Genomic DNA, 18,555 nt, shown 5'->3' with positions numbered 1-18,555 from the left:
TTGTATGCCAACAATTAGCAATGGAAAATGAACGGTCCAGAAGCCGCGAAACGATCGGCCAGATCATAACCAACGTGGCGCGCCTCTGGCGCCGCACCGCCAACGAGCGGCTGGATCGCTGCGGCCTGTCCCACGCCATGGCCATGCCCCTTCTGGCGCTGTGGCAATTGGGCCGCGAAGCTCGCCAGGGCGCCGTTGCCGAACAGGCCGGTCTCGAAGGTCCTTCGCTGGTCCGTCTTATCGACCTTCTGGTGGCGGAAGGCCTTGTCGCGAGACGGGAGGATCCAAGCGACCGCCGGGCCAAGATCGTGTCGCTGACGAAGGAAGGCGAGGCGCGGATGAAAACCATCAACGCGGTGCTTGCCGAACTCCGGCACGAGTTGGTCTCGCTGATCGGCGATGAAGAGCTCGAGACCGCCTCCGCCGTGTTGCGCCGGATCCAGACGGAGCTCGCCAACAAGCTCGGCGACGGCTGAGCGGCGGCCCGCGGCGGGCACCAGAGCTGTTCGCCAGAGACGTCGGAACGGCAGCTCGCAGGCCACAGCCATCGATCGCCCGCCGAGCGATCCGCATGCCCCAGCGGGGTGAGGTCCTTAGATCGACCCGCTCGCCTCATGCGCCGCGATCGCGCTCACGAAGATCTCCCCGAACTCCTTGAGCTTGGCGGCGCCCACGCCGTTGACTTCGGCGAAGTCGTCGAGGTCGCGCGGACGGCGCTCGGCCATGTCGATCAGGGTGCGGTCGGAGAACACCACATAGGCCGGCACCTGGCGTTCCTTGGCGAGCCGCAACCGCAACGTCTTGAGCGCGGCCAGCAAGGAAGTGTCCACGCCCTCGCCGCCCATGGCGGAGCCTTGCGCGGCCCGTTTCCTGCCGCGCGCAAGACGGTCCCGGCCCTCGACACGATATTCGAACGCCACCTCGCCACGGCCAAGCGAGCGGCCGCTTTCGGAGATGGCGAGGCCGCCATGGCCATCGGGATCCGGCACCAGGAAGCCGCCGGCGACGAGTTGCCGGATGAGCGACAGCCAGACCGGCTTCCGGTGCATGATGCCGGTCTTGAAGCTGGCGAGCTGCTGATGGCCTCTGGCCAGCACCTTTTCGGTCTCATGGCCGAGCAGGATGTCGATGACATGGGCGGCGCCGAAGCGCTCGCTGCTCTGTTCGACCGCCGCGAGGATGATCCGCGCCTCGGCGCCGCCATCGGCGCGCGGCGCCCGGTCGAGGCAGTTGTCGCAATTGCCGCAGGCTTGCGCCTCCTCGCCGAAATAGCCGAGCAGCACCTGGCGCCGGCACCGCGCCGTCTCGCAATAGCCGATCAGCGTGTCGAGCCGGCGATGCGCCCGTCTTTTGTGCTCGGGCGAGGTATCCTCGTCGTCGATGAACATCCGCCGCGTGCGGATGTCGCCGGCACCGTAGAGCATGTGGGCTTCCGCCGGCCGGCCATCGCGTCCGGCACGGCCGATCTCCTGGTAATACGCCTCCAAGCTGCCGGGCAGGTCGGTGTGGAAGACATAGGCGACATCGGGCTTGTCGATGCCCATGCCGAAAGCGATGGTCGCCACCATGACGACGCCCGACAGGCTCATGAAGGTGTTCTGGTTCGCTTCCCGCGCGTCCTTGCTCATTCCGGCATGGTAGGCGAGCGCGCGCACGCCGTTCTTGTCCAGGAAGGCCGCCATTTCCTCCGTCTTGCGGCGCGATAGGCAATAGATGATGCCGCTCTTGCCCTGGTGGCGCTCGATGAAGCGGAGCAGCTGGCGCTTGCTGTCCTGCTTGGGCTCTATCGCCAGCCTGATGTTGGGCCGGTCGAAGCCCAGCACCAGGGTCTCGGCGCGCCCGGCAAACAGCCGGGCTTCGATGTCGGCGCGGGTAGCCTCGTCCGCCGTCGCCGTGAGCGCGATGATGGGCACCTGCGGAAACACGCCGCGCAACTTCGACAGGTCCTCATATTCGCGCCGGAAGGCCGGTCCCCACTGCGAAATGCAATGCGCCTCGTCGATGGCGATCAAACCGACATCGAGCCGGGACAGGGCTTCGAGCATCCGCTCCGTCATCAGCCGCTCCGGCGCCATGTAGAGCAGCCGCGTCTGCCCGGACGCCACGCGGCGCCAGGCAGCGACATTGGCGTCACGGTCGAGCGAGGAATTGATCGTGTCGGCGGCCACGCCGGCGAGGCGCAAGGCGGCGACCTGGTCCTGCATCAGCGCCACCAGCGGCGACACCACGATGGTGAGCCCGCCCTTGACCAGCGCCGGAACCTGATAGCAGAGCGACTTGCCGGCGCCCGTCGGCATGACCGCCAGCACATGGCGCCCGGCCAGCAACGCCTCGATCACGCTCGCCTGCCCGGGGCGAAAATCGTCGAAGCCGAACACATCCTTCAGGACGCGCCGCTTATGGTCCTCGGCCCGCAGGCCCGCTGCCTGTACCGGCATCACCGCGCCGTTCCCGCGTTCAAGGCGTCGGCCGGCACGTCATAGCCGAATTCGCGGCAGAAGCTTTCCACGCGGGCGAGGAACGCCGCCGGCAGGCCATGCAGATAGGTCCGGAATTCTTCATTGCGCTCCCATTTTTTCAGCGACGTCGCCCGTATCGGATTGTCCGCATCCCGGCTGTACAGGGTGACCGGTGAAAGACCGAACGACCGAGCGATCCTGCCCTGGACGATATCGGGTTCAGCAACCAAGTCCTCATAGCGCAGATGGAAAACGGCTCTTTCGGGCTGAGCCTTTCTAAGGCGCATCAATCCGTCATACTCCGCCTCCCAGCGCTCGGTCGTTACATGAAAGCGCCGCTCGTTCACAGTCTCCGGATGAGAGCTGGTGAGCACGTCGAAAGGATGCCGCACGCAATAGATCAACCCGATCGAGTCCGGTAGATGCTCGATGTCCTTGTGGCTCTCATAGGTGCGTTTGACGACCAGATTGAATTCGGGGCGATCCAGTTCGAGCAGCGTCCGGTAAGGCGCTTCGTCCGCATGGACATAGATATCGTCGAAGCACCCCATCAAGCGACGGCCGAGCGTGGTTCCGCTGCGGGCGCAGCCGGCAATGAAGATTCTTTTGCGAGACGTCATTGCCGAGGGCAGCCACGGCGCAGCCTTGCGCAAGCGCCAGAACAGTCGTCTTGCGCCACGCCGCAGAGTGGTCGCCGGCGTCCGGACTGCCTTGGCAGGGACGTCCCTCGAAATGATCTCGGCCAAGGCGATGCCGCTCTCTCCGGCGACGGCGTAGAGCAGCCAGCTTCGCCCGTCCTCCTCGAAAATGGCGGGATCGCGCAACGCGTTCTCCCTGCCCTTGGCAGGGCCTTCCCGGCTGCGACGGACCGGCAAGCCCGCCCCTTCGAAATCCGTCCGCGGCCGCAGCAGTTCGGTCTCGCCCCGCACCGTCCAGTTTCGCCAGTCCTCGGCGAGATCGATCGTGCCGTGAAGGATCCGTTCCGGCGCGTCGCCCCTGCGCGTGTAATAGACCCGCAGCCAGCGACCGGATTTCTGCAGCGCCAGATGCCGTGGGACGGGGAGACGCTTCATGCCGTGAAGAACGGCCGGGCCCCGTTCGAAATCGGAGATGCCGGTCCTGGAGCGGAAGACGGTGACGGCCCCTGTCCCGAGAAGACCGTACCACCATTGGCCGTGGTGGAAGAACCGGGCATAGGAAGGCCCGAGCGGCTCGGAAAGCGGATTGAAATGAAGGCCGTCACCGGATGTCGCGGCAAAGGTCATCTGGCCTTCCCTGCCTTTTGCCGGTCCATGAAAATACATGATGAAGCGACGCTGGCGCCGATCGACGTGAACGTCGGGAGACGCGATGTGGCCTTCGATGAAGGGGCATTGATCGAGCGACAGCACCCCGCCGGGATGGATGCGCCACGGACCCTCGATCGAATCCGCGTGAGCGAGGCGGATATAGGATCCATTGTGGTCGGCGAAATAGAGATGATAGGCGCCGAGCCGCCCGGGCGCCCAGTCGGGCATGCCGATCAGCGACGGCCCGTTGATGTTGATGCCATCGCCGCCGGGCAACATGTCCGGCGTCACGATGAGCCCATGCCGCCTTGCGGTGAGAACGGGTTGCGCGATCATGCGGCGGGCTGCTTCCGGTCGCCGGTTCCGTTCCGACGACCAGCCAGCCTGTTGTGGAGCCTGCACGTTCCAGCCCGGTTTCGCTGGATGTCACGTGTCGCTTGCTCTTCCAAGCCAGCCCCCTTCAAGGATTGATCCTGCCGCCGCCGCGCGCGGCAGGCGCCTTGGCGATGGCCGTCCGGCATCGTTCGGCCTTGTCGTTTCGATACAACGGCGAGCGTTGAAACGGAAGCCAATGCCTGGGCCTGCGCCGCAATCCGGCAGTGCTGAAATGGCAGGGCAAAGCGGTCGGCGGCATCTATTGCGCGCTCGGCATACGCCTGGCGCTGCAGCAGCGCTGAAATGCTTCACCCGGTAGCGCCGGTCCAGGCAGGCATGTCGTAGCCGAATTCGCGACAGAAGGCTTGCATGGGTCCAAGGACGGCCTGTGACAGCTGGCCTTGAAGATAGGCGCGATAGTCTTCGTTGCGCTCCCACTTGCGCAGCGAGCGTGCGTGGATAGGGCCCTGCCCGTCCGCGGTCACCGGCACTCTCGGGCGGAGCCCGAACCGATCTGCGATTCGCAGCTGCACGGCGTCCGGGTCGGCGATCGTGTCTTCGTAGCGCACGTAGAGAATATCGCGGGCCGGCTGCGCCTTTCTCAGGCTCAGCAGCGCATCGTATTCCAGCACCCAGCGGTCCGCCGTGGTGTGAAATCGACGTTCCCCCATGGTCTGCGGATGCACGCTGGTGAGCACATCCAAAGGATGTCGAACGCAATAGACGAGACCGATGCCGGCAGGCAATTTTGCAAGGTGGACGAAGGCCCGGGAATCGCGCTTGACGACCAGATTGTTTTCCCGGCGGTCCAGCAGATAGAACTTCGTGTGCCGCGCCTCGGGCGGCCAGACGAAAGTATCCTCGAAGCTTTTCATGACGCGTTGCGTCAGGGTCGTTCCGCTGCGCGCGCACCCGGCTATGAATATCTTGTTGGCCTGCGCGGCCCACGCATTCGGCCTCGACCGCCAGCGAATTTTGACGGCTGTCACCAGGCGATCAAGCTCCCTGCTTGACCGGGCCATCAGAAAACCGACGGCCGCCCCGAGTTTTGGCATATCCACCCCCATCGCGTGGAACGACTTGCCCCAGCCGCCCTCGGTTTATTGGCCGAAATAGCCTTGTTCGAAGCCGGAACCCCCCGGGCCATGTCGAGCCTGACATCGCCAACCCGGTCCCCGCCGGCGGGATGACAAAGCCAAGCTTTTCCTTATACAAGAAACCAGGCATGTTCTTGCGGGATTTCAGCCGGGGTGCTGATTTTTCTTGCAAGAATTCTTGCGATCCAGCTTCTGCGGCATCACACATCAATGGAATTCGCCGTCACGATGGATTCGTCCGCGCCCGTGCTGATCTTTTATGCCCGCAACGACGCGCTTGGCGACGGCCTGCTGCGGATTCCGGCCCTGCGTGCGGCAAGAACGGCCTTTCCCCAAAGCCATATCGTCTACGGCGCCATGCGCGGTTCATCGCTCTCGCAGGTGTTGCGCAAGCATGTCGCGCATCTCGTCGATGACTTCAGGACGAAGACGCCGCTTTCCGCCATCCTCGCCGAATTCGCGCCACGCGGCCGCAAGGCCATCGTCGTCGATCTGCGGACCGGCGTGCCGGGCCTGATGCTCACGGCTCTGCAACTCGCGGGCCGGGGCATCCGCCACGAAGCGAATTTTGCTGGCCACCTTCTGTCGCTGCGCTGGGACACGCGATTGACGCTGCGGCCGGAACACAATGCCTGGCGCTACCACCGGCTCATCGAGCGCCTGGCGGGCCGGCACCTGCCTTTCGATCACAGGCTCGATGTTCCAGACGCCGCCCGCGCGCGGGCGCGCCAGCTGCGGGACGGTTGCGGCCGTCCGCTCGTCCTGCTTGGCGGCAATGCCCAGGGCAGGAAGTGCATGAGCGAAGATCAAGTGGTGGCCGTCGCCGGCAATCTCATCGGTGCCGGCTACCGGGTGCTGTATCTGGCGACCCCCGGCAGCGGACCGACCCCGCAGGCTCTGGTCGCAAGGGAAAGCCGCCTCCAGGTGGCCGGCCCGGAACTCGCGCCGGACGTCGCAGGCTTCGACGATCTCCTGCTGGCGCTGGGCGAGATGGCGGTCGCCTATATCGGCATGGAGGGCGGGCTGGCGCATCTCATGGCCACCGTCATGACGCCGGCGGTGATCGTCAACAACGGCGCCAATATGGAGCGCTGGCGGCCGCTTTCGAATACGGTCGAGGTCGTCACGGCGCCCAGGCGAGGCCGTTCGGCCAATGTCGCCGACACGCCGGTCGAGGCCATACTCGATGCCGCGCATCGCCTGCTCGCGGCAGGCTGCCGCGACCACGTGGCGGGAACCGGTTTTCGGAGAAAGATCATGCTCCAACAAAGAGTTAGATCGTGACGGCGATTCAACGAAACGCCATCACGATCTAGTTCAGGAAATCGGCCCGGCAGGGCGCGAAGCTGTCGACCAGCCGCCCGGCCTCCAGCGCCTTGACGCCATGCACGAGATTGGACGGCACGATGAAGCTGCCTCCTGTTTCGAGGATCTCCGACCGGCAGTCGATGGTGACCTCGAAGCGGCCCTCGGCGACATAGCTTGCCTGGACGTGGGGATGCGAATGCAGTGCGCCGATGCCGCCCTTGTCGAAGGCGAACTCGACCATCATCAATTCATCGGTGTGCACCAGCACCCGCCGTCGGTTGCCGTCCAGCGTCGGCTCCCAGGCTTTTTCGCCCGCATGGGAAAAGATATCGGTCATCGCTCAACGTCCGTTCGAAAGGGGCAGGAGACAGTCACCGCGCCAGCCAGCCGCCGTCGACCGGCATGACCGCGCCATGCATATAGTCCGACGCCCGCGCCAGCAGGAACACGGCTGCATCGCCTATGTCCTCGGGCTGGCCCCAGCGTCCGGCCGGGATGCGCCCGAGGATGGCGGCGCTGCGGTCGGGGTCGGTGCGCAAGGCTTCGGTGTTGTTGGTCTCGACATAGCCCGGCGCGATACCGTTGACGTTGATGCCTTTCGCCGCCCATTCGCAGGCGAGCAGCTTTGTGAGGCCGAGCACGCCATGCTTCGAGGCCGTGTAGGAGGCAACGCGGACGCCGCCCTGGAAGCTCAGCACCGAGCCTATGTTGACGATCTTGCCGCGCCGTCCCGTATCCGCAAGCACGCGCCTCGCGAAACCCTGGCAGAGGCGGAAGACCGTCTTCAAATTGACCTCCATCACCTCGTCCCAGTCGGCTTCGCTGAGGTCGACCGCATCGGCGCGCCGGATGATGCCGGCATTGTTGACGAGGCCGTCGAGCGGGCCGCTCTCGTCCCAGACCCGGTCGAGCATCGCGGCTGCCTCGGCGGGATCGCCGAGGTCGACTTTCACCGCTTCGAAGCTGCCCCCCGCCGCCGCGACCTTCCCGGCCGTCTCGTCCATCGCCGAGCGGCCTGCGCCGACGACCATGCCGCCGGCGCGCGCGACCGACACGGCGATGCCTTGCCCGATGCCGGTGTTGGCGCCGGTGACCAGGATGCGCTTGCCCGTGAGGCTGAAGGCGGAAAGATCGCTCACCGCAATTGATCCATCGCCACCTGGTCGACGTCGGTATAGTCGACATTGTCGCCGGCCATCGCCCAGATGAAGGCGTAGTTGGATGTGCCGGCGCCCGAATGGATCGACCAGCCCGGCGACAGCACCGCCTCCTCGCTGCGCATGACGATGTGGCGCGTCTCGTCCGGTTCGCCCATGAAGTGGAAGACGCGCTGCCCTTCCGGCAGATCGAAATAGAGATAGGCTTCCATGCGCCGGTCATGCACATGGCAGGGCATGGTGTTCCACACAGATCCGGGCGCCAGTTGCGTCATGCCGGCGACGAGCTGGCAGGTCTTGACGCCGTCGGCGTGGATGAACTGGAAGATCGAGCGTTCGTTGCTGGTCGCCTGGCTGCCGAGGTCGAGCCGCCTGGCGTCGCCGATGCGGATCAACTGGCTGGAATAGGTCCGGTGCGCCGGTGCGCTAAGCAGGTAGAATTTTGCCGGCTTGTCGGGCTCCGCCGAGGCGAACGACACCTGCTCGGTGCCCATGCCGAGATAGACCATGTCGCGCGCCGCCAATTCGTAAGGCAGGCCGTCGGCCATGACGGTGCCGGCGCCGCCGATGTTGACGGCGATCAGTTCGCGGCGGTCGAGGAAAGCCTTGGTTCCGGTCGGCTTGACCGCCTCGAGCGGCAGGATTTTGTCGACCGGCATGGCGCCGCCGACGATCATGCGGTCGTAATGCGTGTAGGTCAGGCTGACGAGGCCCGGCTGGAAAAGCCCCTCGACGTGGAAATGGTGGCGCAGCTCGTCGGTCCCCATGGCCGCGGCGGCGATAGGATCGATGGCGAAGCGCGAGGAAAATTCGGTGTGTGTCTGGTCCATTTCTAGGCTCTGGTCCATTTCTAGGCCTTGTCCGACGGTCACTCGGTCGATGCGGCTTTCAGCGAATTGGCATAATAGGCCTGTCTGGCCTGCAGCCGCTCGCGGTAGCGCTGCTGGCTGCGGGTCAGATGCGTGCGCATCGCCTCGCGCGCGGCCTCGGCATCGCCCGCCGAGATCGCATTGAGGATGACGAGATGCTCGCGCTGCAGGCCGCGCTGGTACTCGTCCGACTGGACGAGCTCTGTCGACCAGGGCGAGGTCACGTCGCAGGGAATGGCGCGGCGTCCCAGCACCTCGAGCATCTCGACATAGAACGGGTTGTTGGTGGCGCTGGCGATCGTGCGGTGGAAGGCGAGGTCGGCCGGGCCGGTCGGCTGGCTGGCGAGCAGCAGCCGCTCGAACTCGAAGAAGGCCTCCTGGATCGCGGCCTCCTGCGCGGCGTTGCGGCGGATGGCGGCCAGGCCCGCCGATTCGATCTCGATCGCGAGGCGGACCTCGAGCACGTTGAGCGCGACCGAATCCTTGGCTCCCATGTCGGCGGCCAAAACGCCGAAGGTCGTCGAGATGTGCTCGCTGACGAAGACGCCGGCGCCTTGCCGCGCTTCGACCATGCCATCCGCGGCAAGCTTGGCCAGCGCCTCGCGGATGACCGTGCGGCTGACGCCGAAAGTCTCCGTCAGCTGGCCTTCGGTTGGCAGCTTCTGTCCAGGCGGAACCTCGCCTGCCAGGAGTTGCTTGCGGATCGCCGCGACCACTGTCTCCGACAGTTTCGGCTTGCGTTCGACCCTGAGGTCGGCAACTGTTTGGGACACGTGGTGCCCTCCTAATGGAACAGGCTCGGCAGCCACAATGAGATTTCCGGTATGTAGGTGACAAGCATCAGCACCGCGAAGGCCGCTCCATAGAACGGCCAGATCGAGCGCATTGCCGTCCAGATGGGAATGCGACCGATGGCGCAACTGACGAACAGCACCGCGCCGACCGGCGGCGTGCAAAGGCCGATGCCGAGATTGAGGATCAGGATGACGCCGAAATGCACGGGATCGACGCCATAGGCCATGACCACCGGCAGGAAGATCGGCGTGGTGATAATGATGAGCGGCGACATGTCCATGAATGTGCCGAGGATAAGCAGGACGACATTGATCAGAAGCAGTATGACCAGCTTGTTGTCGGACACGGACTGCAAGAACGCGACAAGCGCTGCCGGGACCCGGAGATAGGCCAGCAGCCAGCCGAAGGCCGCGGCGCAGCCGATAATCATCAGCACCATCGCTGTCGTGCGCACCGCCGCGGTGGTCGCGGTGACGAAATCGTTCCAGCTCATCGACCGGTAGATGATCAACGTCACCAGGAAAGCATAGACGATGGCAATGCACGAGCTTTCGGTGGCGGTGAAGATACCGGAGCGGACGCCGCCAAAGATGATGCCGATCAGGATCAGCCCGGGAATGGCGGCGACAAGCAACTGCAAGGCCCGGCCGAAACCGGCAAACGGTTCCGTCGGATAGCCGCGCCGGCTTGCCACCAGATAGGCGGTGACCATCAGTGACAAGGCCAGCAACAGCCCCGGCAGAACGCCAGCGGTGAACAGATCCGCGATCGAGATGCGGCCGCCGGCCGAGATCGAATAGATGATCATGTTGTGCGATGGCGGGATCAGCAGCGCGATGATGGCGCCGACGGAGGTGATGTTGACGGCATAGTCGACGCCGTAGCCGCGCGCCTTCATCTGCGGGATCATCAGCCCGCCGACGGCTGAGGCATCGGCCACCGCCGAACCGGAAATACCGCCGAACATGGTCGACGCGGCAATGTTGACTTGGCCCAGACCGCCGCGCAGATGGCCGACCAGGGACCCGGCCAATGCCACCAGGCGGGCGGCGATGCCGCCGCGAACCATAAGGTCTCCGGCGAAGATGAAGAACGGGATGGCCATCAGCGAAAAGACGCTGACGCCGGAATTGAGCCGCTGGAACACCACGACGGGTGGCAGGCCGATCGTGAGGATCGTCGCGAAGCTGGCGACGCCGAGGCAGAACGCGATCGGCGTGCCGATAACCAGCAGGAAGACGAAAGTGCCGAAAAGCACGATCAGCGCCATGGTTCAAAGCTCCTCGCCGGTTGCGTAGATGTCGGCATCGACCGGCAGCCCGGCAAAGCGGCCCGCCAGCCGCTCGAGTGAAAACAGGCAGACCAGCCCGCCACCCAGGATGACCGGCAGGAAACTGACACCGCCAGGCAAGGCGAGCGATGGCATCACCGTGTTCCAGGTCAACCTGGCCAGTTGCACGCCATAGACGATCATGCCCGCGCCGAAGGCCAGCACGACGAGATCGGAAATGCTGCGCAGCACCGCCTTGGCCGAGGCAGGCAAGACATAGAGCAGCACGTCGAAGCCGAGATGCGTGCGCTCGCGCACGCCGACGGCGGCGCCGAGAAAGATGAACCAGCCCATCAGCAGCACGGATGAGGATTCGGTCCAACTCGGCGAGCGGTTCAACACGTAGCGCGAGAAAACCTGCCAGAAGATGATGACGGTCATCAGCGTCAACCCGGTGCCGCTGACCCATAAGGCCAACCGCGCAAGCCCGGAAAGGGTCCGTTCCACTCGCAGCCAGAACCCTTTCGGACCCGACCGGCTGGATGGCAGCACGGAAGCCTCCGTGCCACCGGGCCCGTTGCCCATCCCGGTCATTTCGTCGCCTGGATGCGGGCGGCGAGGTCCTTGAGCTCGGGCGTCGACAGATATTTGTCGTAGACCGGCTTCATGGCGTCGATCAGCGGCTGCTTGTCGATCTCGCTGACCTTGACGCCGGCCTTCTCGACGACGTCGCGCGACTTCTTCTCCTGCGCGTCCCACAGCTCGCGCATCTTGACGACGCTGTCCTTGGCCGCCTGGCGCACGATCGCCTGGTCTTCCGGCGCGAGCTTGTCCCAGCTTGCCTTCGACATCACCAGCACCTCCGGCACGATCTGGTGCTGATCCAGCGTGTAGTGCTTGGCGACCTCATAATGCTTGGCGGACTCGAAGCTCGGCCAGTTGTTCTCGGCGCCGTCGATGACGCCGGTCTGCAGCGCCGAATAGACCTCGCCATAGGCCATCGGCGTGGCGTTGGCGCCAAGCGCGTTCACCATGTCGACAAAGACGTCCGACTGGATGACGCGGAACTTCATGCCCTTCATGTCTGCCATCGAGGCGATGTCCTTCTTGGTGTTGTAGAAGGAGCGCGCGCCGGAATCGTAGAAGGCGAGTCCGACAAGGTCATGCGCTTCGAAGGCCTTCAGGATCTCGTCGCCGATCGGCCCGTCCATGACATGGCGCATATGCTCGACCGAGCGGAAGATGTAGGGCAACGACGGCACGGCGGTTTCCGGCACGATGCCGTTGAACGGCCCCATGGAGACGCGATCGAGGTCGATGACGCCGGCCTGGGTCTGCTCAATCGTATCCTTTTCCTCGCCGAGCTGCGCCGAATGATAGACCTCGATCGAATAGCGCCCGTTGGTGCGCTGCTTGATCAGCTCGCCCATATATTTGACCGCCTCGACTGTCGGATAGCCGTCCGGATGGGTGTCCGAAGAGCGCAGAACGGTTTCGGCCCGCGCGGCGCCGATCATCAAGGACCCGATGGCGAACGTCGCCGCCAGCAATCTCGAAATACGCAACATGTTCTTCCTCCCTTCAAAAATCACGGATGTCCTGGCTCAGAGCCGGTACGCCTTCTTGGCAAGCGAGTAGGCAAGCTCCCGCGCCAGCTCATGCGCCTCCTCCTCCCGGAGGCGATGCTCTGCGACCAGCCGCGCCAGAAAGGCGCAGTCGACACGCCGCGCGACGTCGTGGCGCGCCGGGATCGACGGGAAGGCGCGCGTGTCGTCGTTGAAGCCGACGGTGTTGTAGAAGCCGGCCGTCTCGGTGGTCATCTCGCGGAAGCGGCGCATGCCTTCCGGGCTGTCGTGGAACCACCAGGCCGGCCCGAGCTTGAGCGCCGGATAGACGCCGGCGAGCGGCGCAAGCTCGCGCGCATAGCTCGTCTCGTCGAGCGTGAACAGGATGATTGTGAGGTCGCGCTCCAGCCCGACGCAGTCGAGCAGCGGCTTCAGCGCCGCCACATAGTCGGTCCTGGTCGGGATGTCGAAACCCTTGTCACGGCCGAATCTTTGGAAAATAGCCGACGAATGATTACGCCACGAACCCGGATGGATCTGCAGCACCAGCCCGTCGTCGCGGCTCATCTTGGCCATCTCGGTCAGCATCTGGGCGCGGAACAGTTTTCGCTCGCGCTCGTCCTCGGAGCCGCTCCGGATGCGGTTGAACAGCTCTTCGGCCGCCGCGTCGGAAAGATTGGCGGTCTCGGTCGTCGGATGGCCGTGGTCGGACGAGGTCGCGCCGAATTCCTTGAAATAGGCGCGGCGCTTTCGATGCGCATCGAGATAGCCGGACCACCTTCCGGTGTTGCATCCGGTGATCTCGCCGAGGCGATCGAGATTGGAAGCAAACCCTTCGAAATCCGGATCGACCACGGCGTCCGGCCGGTAGGCGGTGACGACACAGCCGTTCCAGCCGCTGTCGCGGATCGTCCGGTGCCATTTGAGATCGTCGAGCGCCCCTTCGGTCGTCGCGATCACCTCGATATTGAAGCGTTCGAACAGCGCGCGCGGCCGATAGTCGTCGCGCTGCAGCAGCGTGGCTATCGTATCGTAGATGCGGTCGGCGCTGGTCGCGGTGAGCGGCTCCTCGATGCCGAACAGATGTTCGAACACATGGTCGAGCCAGAGCCGTGTCGGCGTGCCGCGGAAGAGATAATAATGCTCGGCGAAGCGCCGCCAGATCGCCCGGCCGTCGGTCTCGACCGGCGAACCGTCGAGCGTCGGCACGCCGAGTTCCTCCAACCGCACGCCTTGGCTGAACAGCATGCGGAAAATGTAATGGTCCGGCACGATCAGCAATTGCGCCGGATCGGAGAAATGCTCGTTGAGCGCATACCAGCGCGGGTCGGTGTGACCATGCGGGCTGACGATGGGAAGGTCTTTCACCCCCGCGTAAAGGTCGCGCGCCAATGATCGCGTTTCCGGCGCGAACAGCAGGTCCGGATCGGTCAATGCGGCCACGCGGCTCCTCCCAGGGCTTCGCTATTGGTAGATCAGCGAGAGATAATGTCAACATACAAATATTATACAGTTGTATGATGACTTTCGATAGGAACGCGGCCATTGTGTATGGTGACAGCGGGTGTTACGTCGCTGCCGTCGTTTTCCGATCGGAGACTGGCTTCCATGAGCGGCCGCCTGTCCAACGCCACCCTTGCGGAGCTGCCGGCCGAAGTTCTGGTGCCTCGCTACGACCGCAAGTCCGTCGCGCCCGGCATCGTCCATCTTGGCGTCGGCGCCTTTCATCGTGCCCACCAGGCCGCCTATGTCGATGCCTGCCTGGCGGACGGCGAGAGCGATTGGGGCATCGTCGGCGTCTCGCTGCGCAGTCCCGACACGCGCGATGCGCTCAAGCCGCAGGACGGGCTCTACACGCTGGCAATCAGGGACAGCGCCGGCGAACGGCTGCAGGTCGTCGGCTCGATCCAGTCCTTGCTCGTCGCCCCGGAAGACCCAGGCGCGGTGCTCGCCGCGCTGACCGATCCGCGCACCCGCATCGTCACGCTGACCATCACCGAGAAGGCCTATCTCAGGGCGGCCGACGGCACGCTCGACAGCGCGCATCCCGATATTGTCCACGACCTCGCCAACCCCGGATCGCCGAAGACGGCGCATGGTTTTCTCGCCGAGTCGCTCGCGCGCAGGCGCGCCGCCGGCATACCCCCCTTCACCGTGCTCTGCTGCGACAACCTGCCGGCCAACGGCGCCACGCTGCACCGGCTGTTGATCGAGTTCGCCAAATTGCGCGACGCCCAAACAGGCTCTGGCGACCAGCCGTTGGCAGGCCACATCGCCGATGAAGTGGCCTTCCCGTCCTCCATGGTCGATCGCATCGTGCCGGCGACGACGGATACCGATCGCGCCCGCATCGCCGGCGAACTCGGCCTCGATGACGCGTGGCCGGTGATGACCGAGCCGTTCCGCCAATGGGTGATCGAGGACCGCTTTCCCGCCGGGCGGCCGGCCTGGGAGAAGTTCGGCGTCACCATGGTCGAGGATGTCGGCCCGTTTGAGGACATGAAGCTGCGGCTGCTCAACGGCGCGCATTCGGGCATCGCCTATCTCGGCCTGCTCAGCGGCCACGCCACCGTCGATCGCGCCTTTGCCGATCCGTCGATCCGGCAATTCGTGGACTGGCTGTGGGCCGAGGCCATCCCGACGCTGCCGCAGGATGCCGGGCTCGACACAAGCGCCTACACGGCCGAGCTCGCCGCGCGCTTTTCCAACACCGCGCTTGCTCACCGCACCGCGCAGATCGCCAATGACGGCAGCCAGAAGCTGCCGCAACGCATCGTCGCCTCCGCCCTCGCCCGGCTGGAAGCGGGTCTGCTGCCTGAACATTTGTCGCTGGTTGTCGCCGCCTGGATCGCCGCCTGCGCCGCGCGCGGCAAGACATTGCCGGAAAGCCATTTCACCGATCCGCTCGATGCCGCCCTCGGCGACCTGTTCGGCCGCGATCTGCCGACCGCGGAAATGACGGCGGCCGTGTTCGATCTCGCCGGCTTTGCCAAGGGCCATGCGGAACGGCGGAAATTGATCGAATTTGTCGCCACGCATCTGGTCCATTTCAAGCAGGGCGGCCCGAAGCTGGCTCTCGCCGCGCTCGGCATCGGCAACTCGAATGGAACGGCCGGATAGCGTTTGTGCCCGGTATTGGCTGGACGGTGAACCGGGACGGTTTCACTTGTTTGCCGGCTTAACCGTTCATCACCGGCAGCGCGGGCATTGTCGACTCCGGTCGCATTCGGGACTGTTTCGCAAACGAAAAAACGGGCAAACAAAAAGCGGGGCAAGCCCCGCTTTCTCAAACGCCTATCGGCAGCCGAATTCAGGCCGGCAGCAGCGCGCCTTCCAGCGTGGTGAGCTGGCTGAGGAACTGCTCGGCCTTGCTGCGGCTCTCGTCGTCCTTGGCGTCGGCGGCGTCTTCCTTGGCCTCCTGGATGCGGCGAGCCAGATCGGCGCGATCGATGTCGTTCACATGCGTCGCCGATTCGGCAAGCAGCGTGCAGCCGGAAGGCAGGATGTCGGCGAAACCGCCGAACACGACGAAGCGCTCTTCCTTGCCGCCCGCGGTCTTTATCGTGACGACGCCAGGCTTGATCGTGGTCATGACCGGCGCATGCTGCGCCATCACGGTCATCTCGCCTTCGGCGCCCGGAATGACCACGGACTCCACCTGCTCGGAAACGAGCAGCCGCTCCGGCGAGACCAGTTCGAACTTGAAAGCTTCAGCCATGTAAAACTTAGCAGGTAGGGAATAGTGAGTAGTCAGTAGTGAAGGGAGGCAACCGCCCGGATCACACCGCTATTCTCTACTCGCTACTCACTACTCCCTATTCGCTTTCTTATGCCGCTTCAGCCGCGAGGCGCTGTGCCTTCTCGACCGCCTCATCGATGCCGCCGACCATGTAGAAGGCGGCTTCGGGCAGGTGATCGTAGTCGCCGGCGCAGAGGCCCTTGAAGCCCTTGATGGTGTCGGCGAGGTCGACCAGCTTGCCCGGCGAACCGGTGAACACTTCGGCGACGAAGAAGGGCTGCGACAGGAAGCGCTCGATCTTGCGGGCGCGTGCAACCGTCTGCTTGTCCTCTTCCGAAAGCTCGTCCATGCCCAGGATGGCGATGATGTCCTGCAGCGACTTGTAGCGCTGCAGGATAGACTGCACCTGGCGGGCGACCTGGTAGTGCTCCTCGCCGACGACCATCGGGTCGAGCATGCGCGAGGTGGAATCCAGCGGATCGACGGCCGGATAGATGCCCTTTTCCGAGATCGCGCGGTTCAGCACGGTGGTGGCGTCGAGGTGGGCGAACGACGTCGCCGGCGCCGGGTCGGTCAAGTCGTCGGCCGGAACGTAGATGGCCTGCACCGAGGTGATCGAGCCCTTGGTCGTCGTCGTGATGCGTTCCTGCAGCGCGCCCATGTCGGTGGCCAGCGTCGGCTGATAACCCACGGCGGAAGGAATACGGCCGAGCAGCGCCGACACTTCCGAGCCAGCCTGGGTGAAGCGGAAGATGTTGTCGACGAAGAACAGCACATCCTGGCCCTGGTCGCGGAAATATTCGGCAACGGTGAGGCCGGTCAGGCCGACGCGGGCGCGCGCGCCCGGCGGTTCGTTCATCTGGCCGTAGACAAGTGCTGCCTTCGAGCCCTGGCCGCCGCCCTTCTTGTTGACGCCCGATTCGATGAACTCGTGATAGAGATCGTTGCCTTCGCGGGTGCGCTCGCCGACGCCGGCGAACACCGAGAAGCCGCCGTGGGCCTTGGCGACGTTGTTGATCAGTTCCTGGATCAGCACGGTCTTGCCGACGCCGGCGCCGCCGAACAGGCCGATCTTGCCGCCGCGGGCGTAAGGCGCCAAGAGGTCGAGGACCTTGATGCCGGTGACCAGGATCTGCGCTTCCGTCGACTGGTCGACATAGGCCGGAGCCGGCTGATGGATGGAGCGCAGTTCGACGCCGTCGACCGGGCCTTCCTCGTCGACCGGCTCGCCGATGACGTTGATGATGCGGCCGAGCATGCCCGGGCCGACCGGGACCGAGATCGGCGCGCCGGTGTCGAAGACGTCCTGGCCGCGGACCAGGCCTTCAGTCGAGTCCATGGCGATGCAGCGCACTGTGTTCTCGCCGAGATGCTGGGCGACCTCGAGCACCAGGCGGTTGCCGACATTGTCGGTTTCAAGCGCGTTCAGAATGGCCGGCAGGTGATCTTCGAACTGCACGTCGACGACGGCGCCGATGACCTGGCGGACCTTGCCGGCGGCGCCGACCCGCTTGGCCGCAAAGGCCGGCGCATTGGCGGTCGCTGCCGCCTTGGCGGGGGCTGCTGCCTTGGCCGGAGCGGCCGCCTTCTTGGCCGGAGCGGCCTTCGCCGCCGCTTTGGGGGCCTCTGCCGCCTTCGCGGCGGTCTTCGGGGTAGCTGCTTTCGCCATCGTCTTTGCCCTTTTCGTCTATCCGTTGTTCACGCCGTCCGCCGGGTGTCCCGCGCGGCGCGTGATTAGAGCGCCTCGGCGCCCGAAATGATCTCGATCAGTTCCTTGGTGATCTGCGCCTGCCGCTGGCGGTTGTAGGTGATCGACAGCCTGTTGATCATGTCGCCGGCGTTGCGCGTCGCATTGTCCATCGCGCTCATCTTGGCGCCCATCTCGCCGGCCGCGTTTTCCAAAAGCGCGCGGAAGATCTGCACGGCGATGTTGCGCGGGATGAGGTCGGAGAGGATCTCGCCCGGCTCCGGCTCGTATTCGTAGACAGCGGTGGCGCCGTTGCCCGTCTCGGCGGCTGCCGAAGCCTGCGCCGCCGGGATGATCTGCTGCGCCGTCGGGATCTGGCTGATCACCGACTTGAACTGCGAATAGAACAGCGTGCAGATATCGAAGCCGCCCTCGTTGAAGAGGTGGATGACCTTGCGCGCGATCGCATCGGCATTGACGAAGCCGAGAGTCTTGACTTCGCGCAGGTCGACGCGTTCGAGGATCATCGAAGCGTAGTCGCGGCGCAGGATGTCATAGCCCTTTTTGCCGACGCAGATGATCTTCACCTGCTTGCCGTCTGCCAGCAGCCTGCGGATGTGATCGCGGGCGAGCCGCGCGATCTGCGAGTTGAAGCCGCCGCACAGGCCGCGCTCGGCCGTGCAGACGATGAGCAGATGCACATCGTCCCTGCCGGTGCCCGTCATCAGCGCCGGGGCATCGCCGCCGCCGCCGATCGCCTGGGTGATGTTGGCCAGAACCGCGCCCATGCGCTCGGAATAGGGACGCGCCGCTTCCGCCGCTTCCTGGGCGCGACGCAACTTCGCCGCGGCGACCATCTGCATCGCCTTGGTGATCTTCTGCGTCGCCTTGACCGAGGCGATACGGTTACGAAGGTCTTTTAATGAAGGCATGCTTCAAACCTGA

General features: G+C 64.8%; 17 protein-coding genes and 1 pseudogene. 4 read left to right on the top strand and 14 right to left on the bottom strand.

The genetic code is table 11. The annotated features are described in order from the left end of the window. The first annotated feature begins 20 nt into the window (after positions 1 to 20). On the top strand, positions 21 to 476 hold the full coding sequence (locus FJ957_RS15660; protein WP_140832800.1) for a MarR family transcriptional regulator: 456 nt from the start codon (positions 21 to 23) through the stop codon (positions 474 to 476). Positions 477 to 593: 117 nt separating this feature from the next. On the opposite strand, the gene recQ is transcribed toward FJ957_RS15660, so the two are convergent. Continuing rightward, positions 594 to 2,438 carry a DNA helicase RecQ gene (recQ, locus tag FJ957_RS15655; RefSeq protein WP_140832798.1) on the bottom strand — a complete coding sequence of 615 codons (1,845 nt, stop codon included), beginning with the start codon at positions 2,436 to 2,438 and terminating at the stop codon, positions 594 to 596. Next, the gene (locus FJ957_RS32245) at positions 2,438 to 4,084 is read right to left on the bottom strand and encodes a sulfotransferase (protein WP_246685854.1); all 1,647 of its coding nucleotides are present in this window, start codon (positions 4,082 to 4,084) and stop codon (positions 2,438 to 2,440) included. The genes recQ and FJ957_RS32245 overlap by 1 nt, the downstream gene beginning before the upstream one ends. 239 nt (positions 4,085 to 4,323) lie before the next feature. On the opposite strand from FJ957_RS32245, the pseudogene FJ957_RS32240 reads away from it, so the two are divergent. Continuing rightward, a pseudogene (locus tag FJ957_RS32240) lies at positions 4,324 to 4,425 on the top strand (LysE family translocator); the annotation flags it as partial. Positions 4,426 to 4,431: 6 nt separating this feature from the next. Here FJ957_RS32240 and FJ957_RS15640 read toward each other — a convergent pair. Continuing rightward, positions 4,432 to 5,178, bottom strand: coding sequence for a sulfotransferase (locus FJ957_RS15640; RefSeq protein WP_181180580.1), 747 nt, complete (start codon positions 5,176 to 5,178; stop codon positions 4,432 to 4,434). A 252-nt stretch (positions 5,179 to 5,430) separates the two neighbouring features. Here FJ957_RS15640 and FJ957_RS15635 point away from each other — a divergent pair, with 252 nt between their 5' ends. After that, entirely contained in the window at positions 5,431 to 6,504 is a 1,074-nt protein-coding gene (locus FJ957_RS15635; protein ID WP_140832794.1) for a glycosyltransferase family 9 protein, read from the top strand. Between the two features lie 28 nt (positions 6,505 to 6,532). Here the strand turns inward: FJ957_RS15635 and FJ957_RS15630 are convergent, their stop codons facing one another. The 8 genes from FJ957_RS15630 to uxaC are packed head-to-tail and all read right to left on the bottom strand — an operon-like array spanning position 6,533 to position 13,627. After that, on the bottom strand, positions 6,533 to 6,865 hold the full coding sequence (locus FJ957_RS15630; RefSeq protein WP_140832792.1) for a cupin domain-containing protein: 333 nt from the start codon (positions 6,863 to 6,865) through the stop codon (positions 6,533 to 6,535). A gap of 34 nt (positions 6,866 to 6,899) precedes the next feature. Beyond that, positions 6,900 to 7,667 carry a 2-dehydro-3-deoxy-D-gluconate 5-dehydrogenase KduD gene (gene kduD, locus FJ957_RS15625; protein WP_140832790.1) on the bottom strand — a complete coding sequence of 256 codons (768 nt, stop codon included), beginning with the start codon at positions 7,665 to 7,667 and terminating at the stop codon, positions 6,900 to 6,902. Further along, positions 7,664 to 8,515, bottom strand: a complete 852-nt coding sequence (kduI, locus tag FJ957_RS15620; protein WP_140832788.1) for a 5-dehydro-4-deoxy-D-glucuronate isomerase — start codon at positions 8,513 to 8,515, stop codon at positions 7,664 to 7,666. Before kduI ends, kduD begins: the two co-directional genes overlap by 4 nt. A 38-nt stretch (positions 8,516 to 8,553) precedes the next feature. Continuing rightward, complete coding sequence (locus tag FJ957_RS15615) at positions 8,554 to 9,327, bottom strand: FadR/GntR family transcriptional regulator (protein ID WP_140832786.1); 774 nt, start codon at positions 9,325 to 9,327, stop codon at positions 8,554 to 8,556. A gap of 11 nt (positions 9,328 to 9,338) precedes the next feature. Further along, positions 9,339 to 10,619: a TRAP transporter large permease gene (locus FJ957_RS15610; protein WP_140646490.1), complete on the bottom strand. Its 1,281-nt coding sequence runs from the start codon at positions 10,617 to 10,619 to the stop codon at positions 9,339 to 9,341. A gap of 3 nt (positions 10,620 to 10,622) precedes the next feature. Beyond that, on the bottom strand, positions 10,623 to 11,213 hold the full coding sequence (locus tag FJ957_RS15605) for a TRAP transporter small permease (RefSeq protein WP_181180579.1): 591 nt from the start codon (positions 11,211 to 11,213) through the stop codon (positions 10,623 to 10,625). Continuing rightward, positions 11,210 to 12,187, bottom strand: coding sequence for a TRAP transporter substrate-binding protein (locus tag FJ957_RS15600; protein ID WP_140832784.1), 978 nt, complete (start codon positions 12,185 to 12,187; stop codon positions 11,210 to 11,212). The genes FJ957_RS15605 and FJ957_RS15600 overlap by 4 nt, the downstream gene beginning before the upstream one ends. A gap of 36 nt (positions 12,188 to 12,223) precedes the next feature. Continuing rightward, a complete protein-coding gene (uxaC, locus tag FJ957_RS15595; RefSeq protein WP_140832781.1) occupies positions 12,224 to 13,627 on the bottom strand; it encodes a glucuronate isomerase in 1,404 nt (467 codons plus the stop codon). 165 nt (positions 13,628 to 13,792) lie between these two features. On the opposite strand from uxaC, the gene FJ957_RS15590 reads away from it, so the two are divergent. Further along, positions 13,793 to 15,304 carry a mannitol dehydrogenase family protein gene (locus FJ957_RS15590; RefSeq protein WP_181180578.1) on the top strand — a complete coding sequence of 504 codons (1,512 nt, stop codon included), beginning with the start codon at positions 13,793 to 13,795 and terminating at the stop codon, positions 15,302 to 15,304. Positions 15,305 to 15,494: 190 nt separating this feature from the next. On the opposite strand, the gene FJ957_RS15585 is transcribed toward FJ957_RS15590, so the two are convergent. From FJ957_RS15585 to FJ957_RS15575, 3 genes are all read right to left on the bottom strand, one after another. Then, positions 15,495 to 15,902, bottom strand: coding sequence for a F0F1 ATP synthase subunit epsilon (locus FJ957_RS15585; RefSeq protein ID WP_095769727.1), 408 nt, complete (start codon positions 15,900 to 15,902; stop codon positions 15,495 to 15,497). A gap of 109 nt (positions 15,903 to 16,011) precedes the next feature. After that, complete coding sequence (gene atpD, locus FJ957_RS15580; RefSeq protein WP_140704407.1) at positions 16,012 to 17,592, bottom strand: F0F1 ATP synthase subunit beta; 1,581 nt, start codon at positions 17,590 to 17,592, stop codon at positions 16,012 to 16,014. Between the two features lie 65 nt (positions 17,593 to 17,657). Continuing rightward, complete coding sequence (locus FJ957_RS15575) at positions 17,658 to 18,542, bottom strand: F0F1 ATP synthase subunit gamma (protein WP_140832779.1); 885 nt, start codon at positions 18,540 to 18,542, stop codon at positions 17,658 to 17,660. Positions 18,543 to 18,555: the final 13 nt, after the last annotated feature.

The sequence above is a fragment of the Mesorhizobium sp. B2-4-6 genome (assembly GCF_006442775.1).
GTDB lineage: Bacteria > Pseudomonadota > Alphaproteobacteria > Rhizobiales > Rhizobiaceae > Mesorhizobium.
Note: the sequence above shows the minus strand (reverse complement) of the source record. Positions and strands in the feature narration are given on the sequence as shown.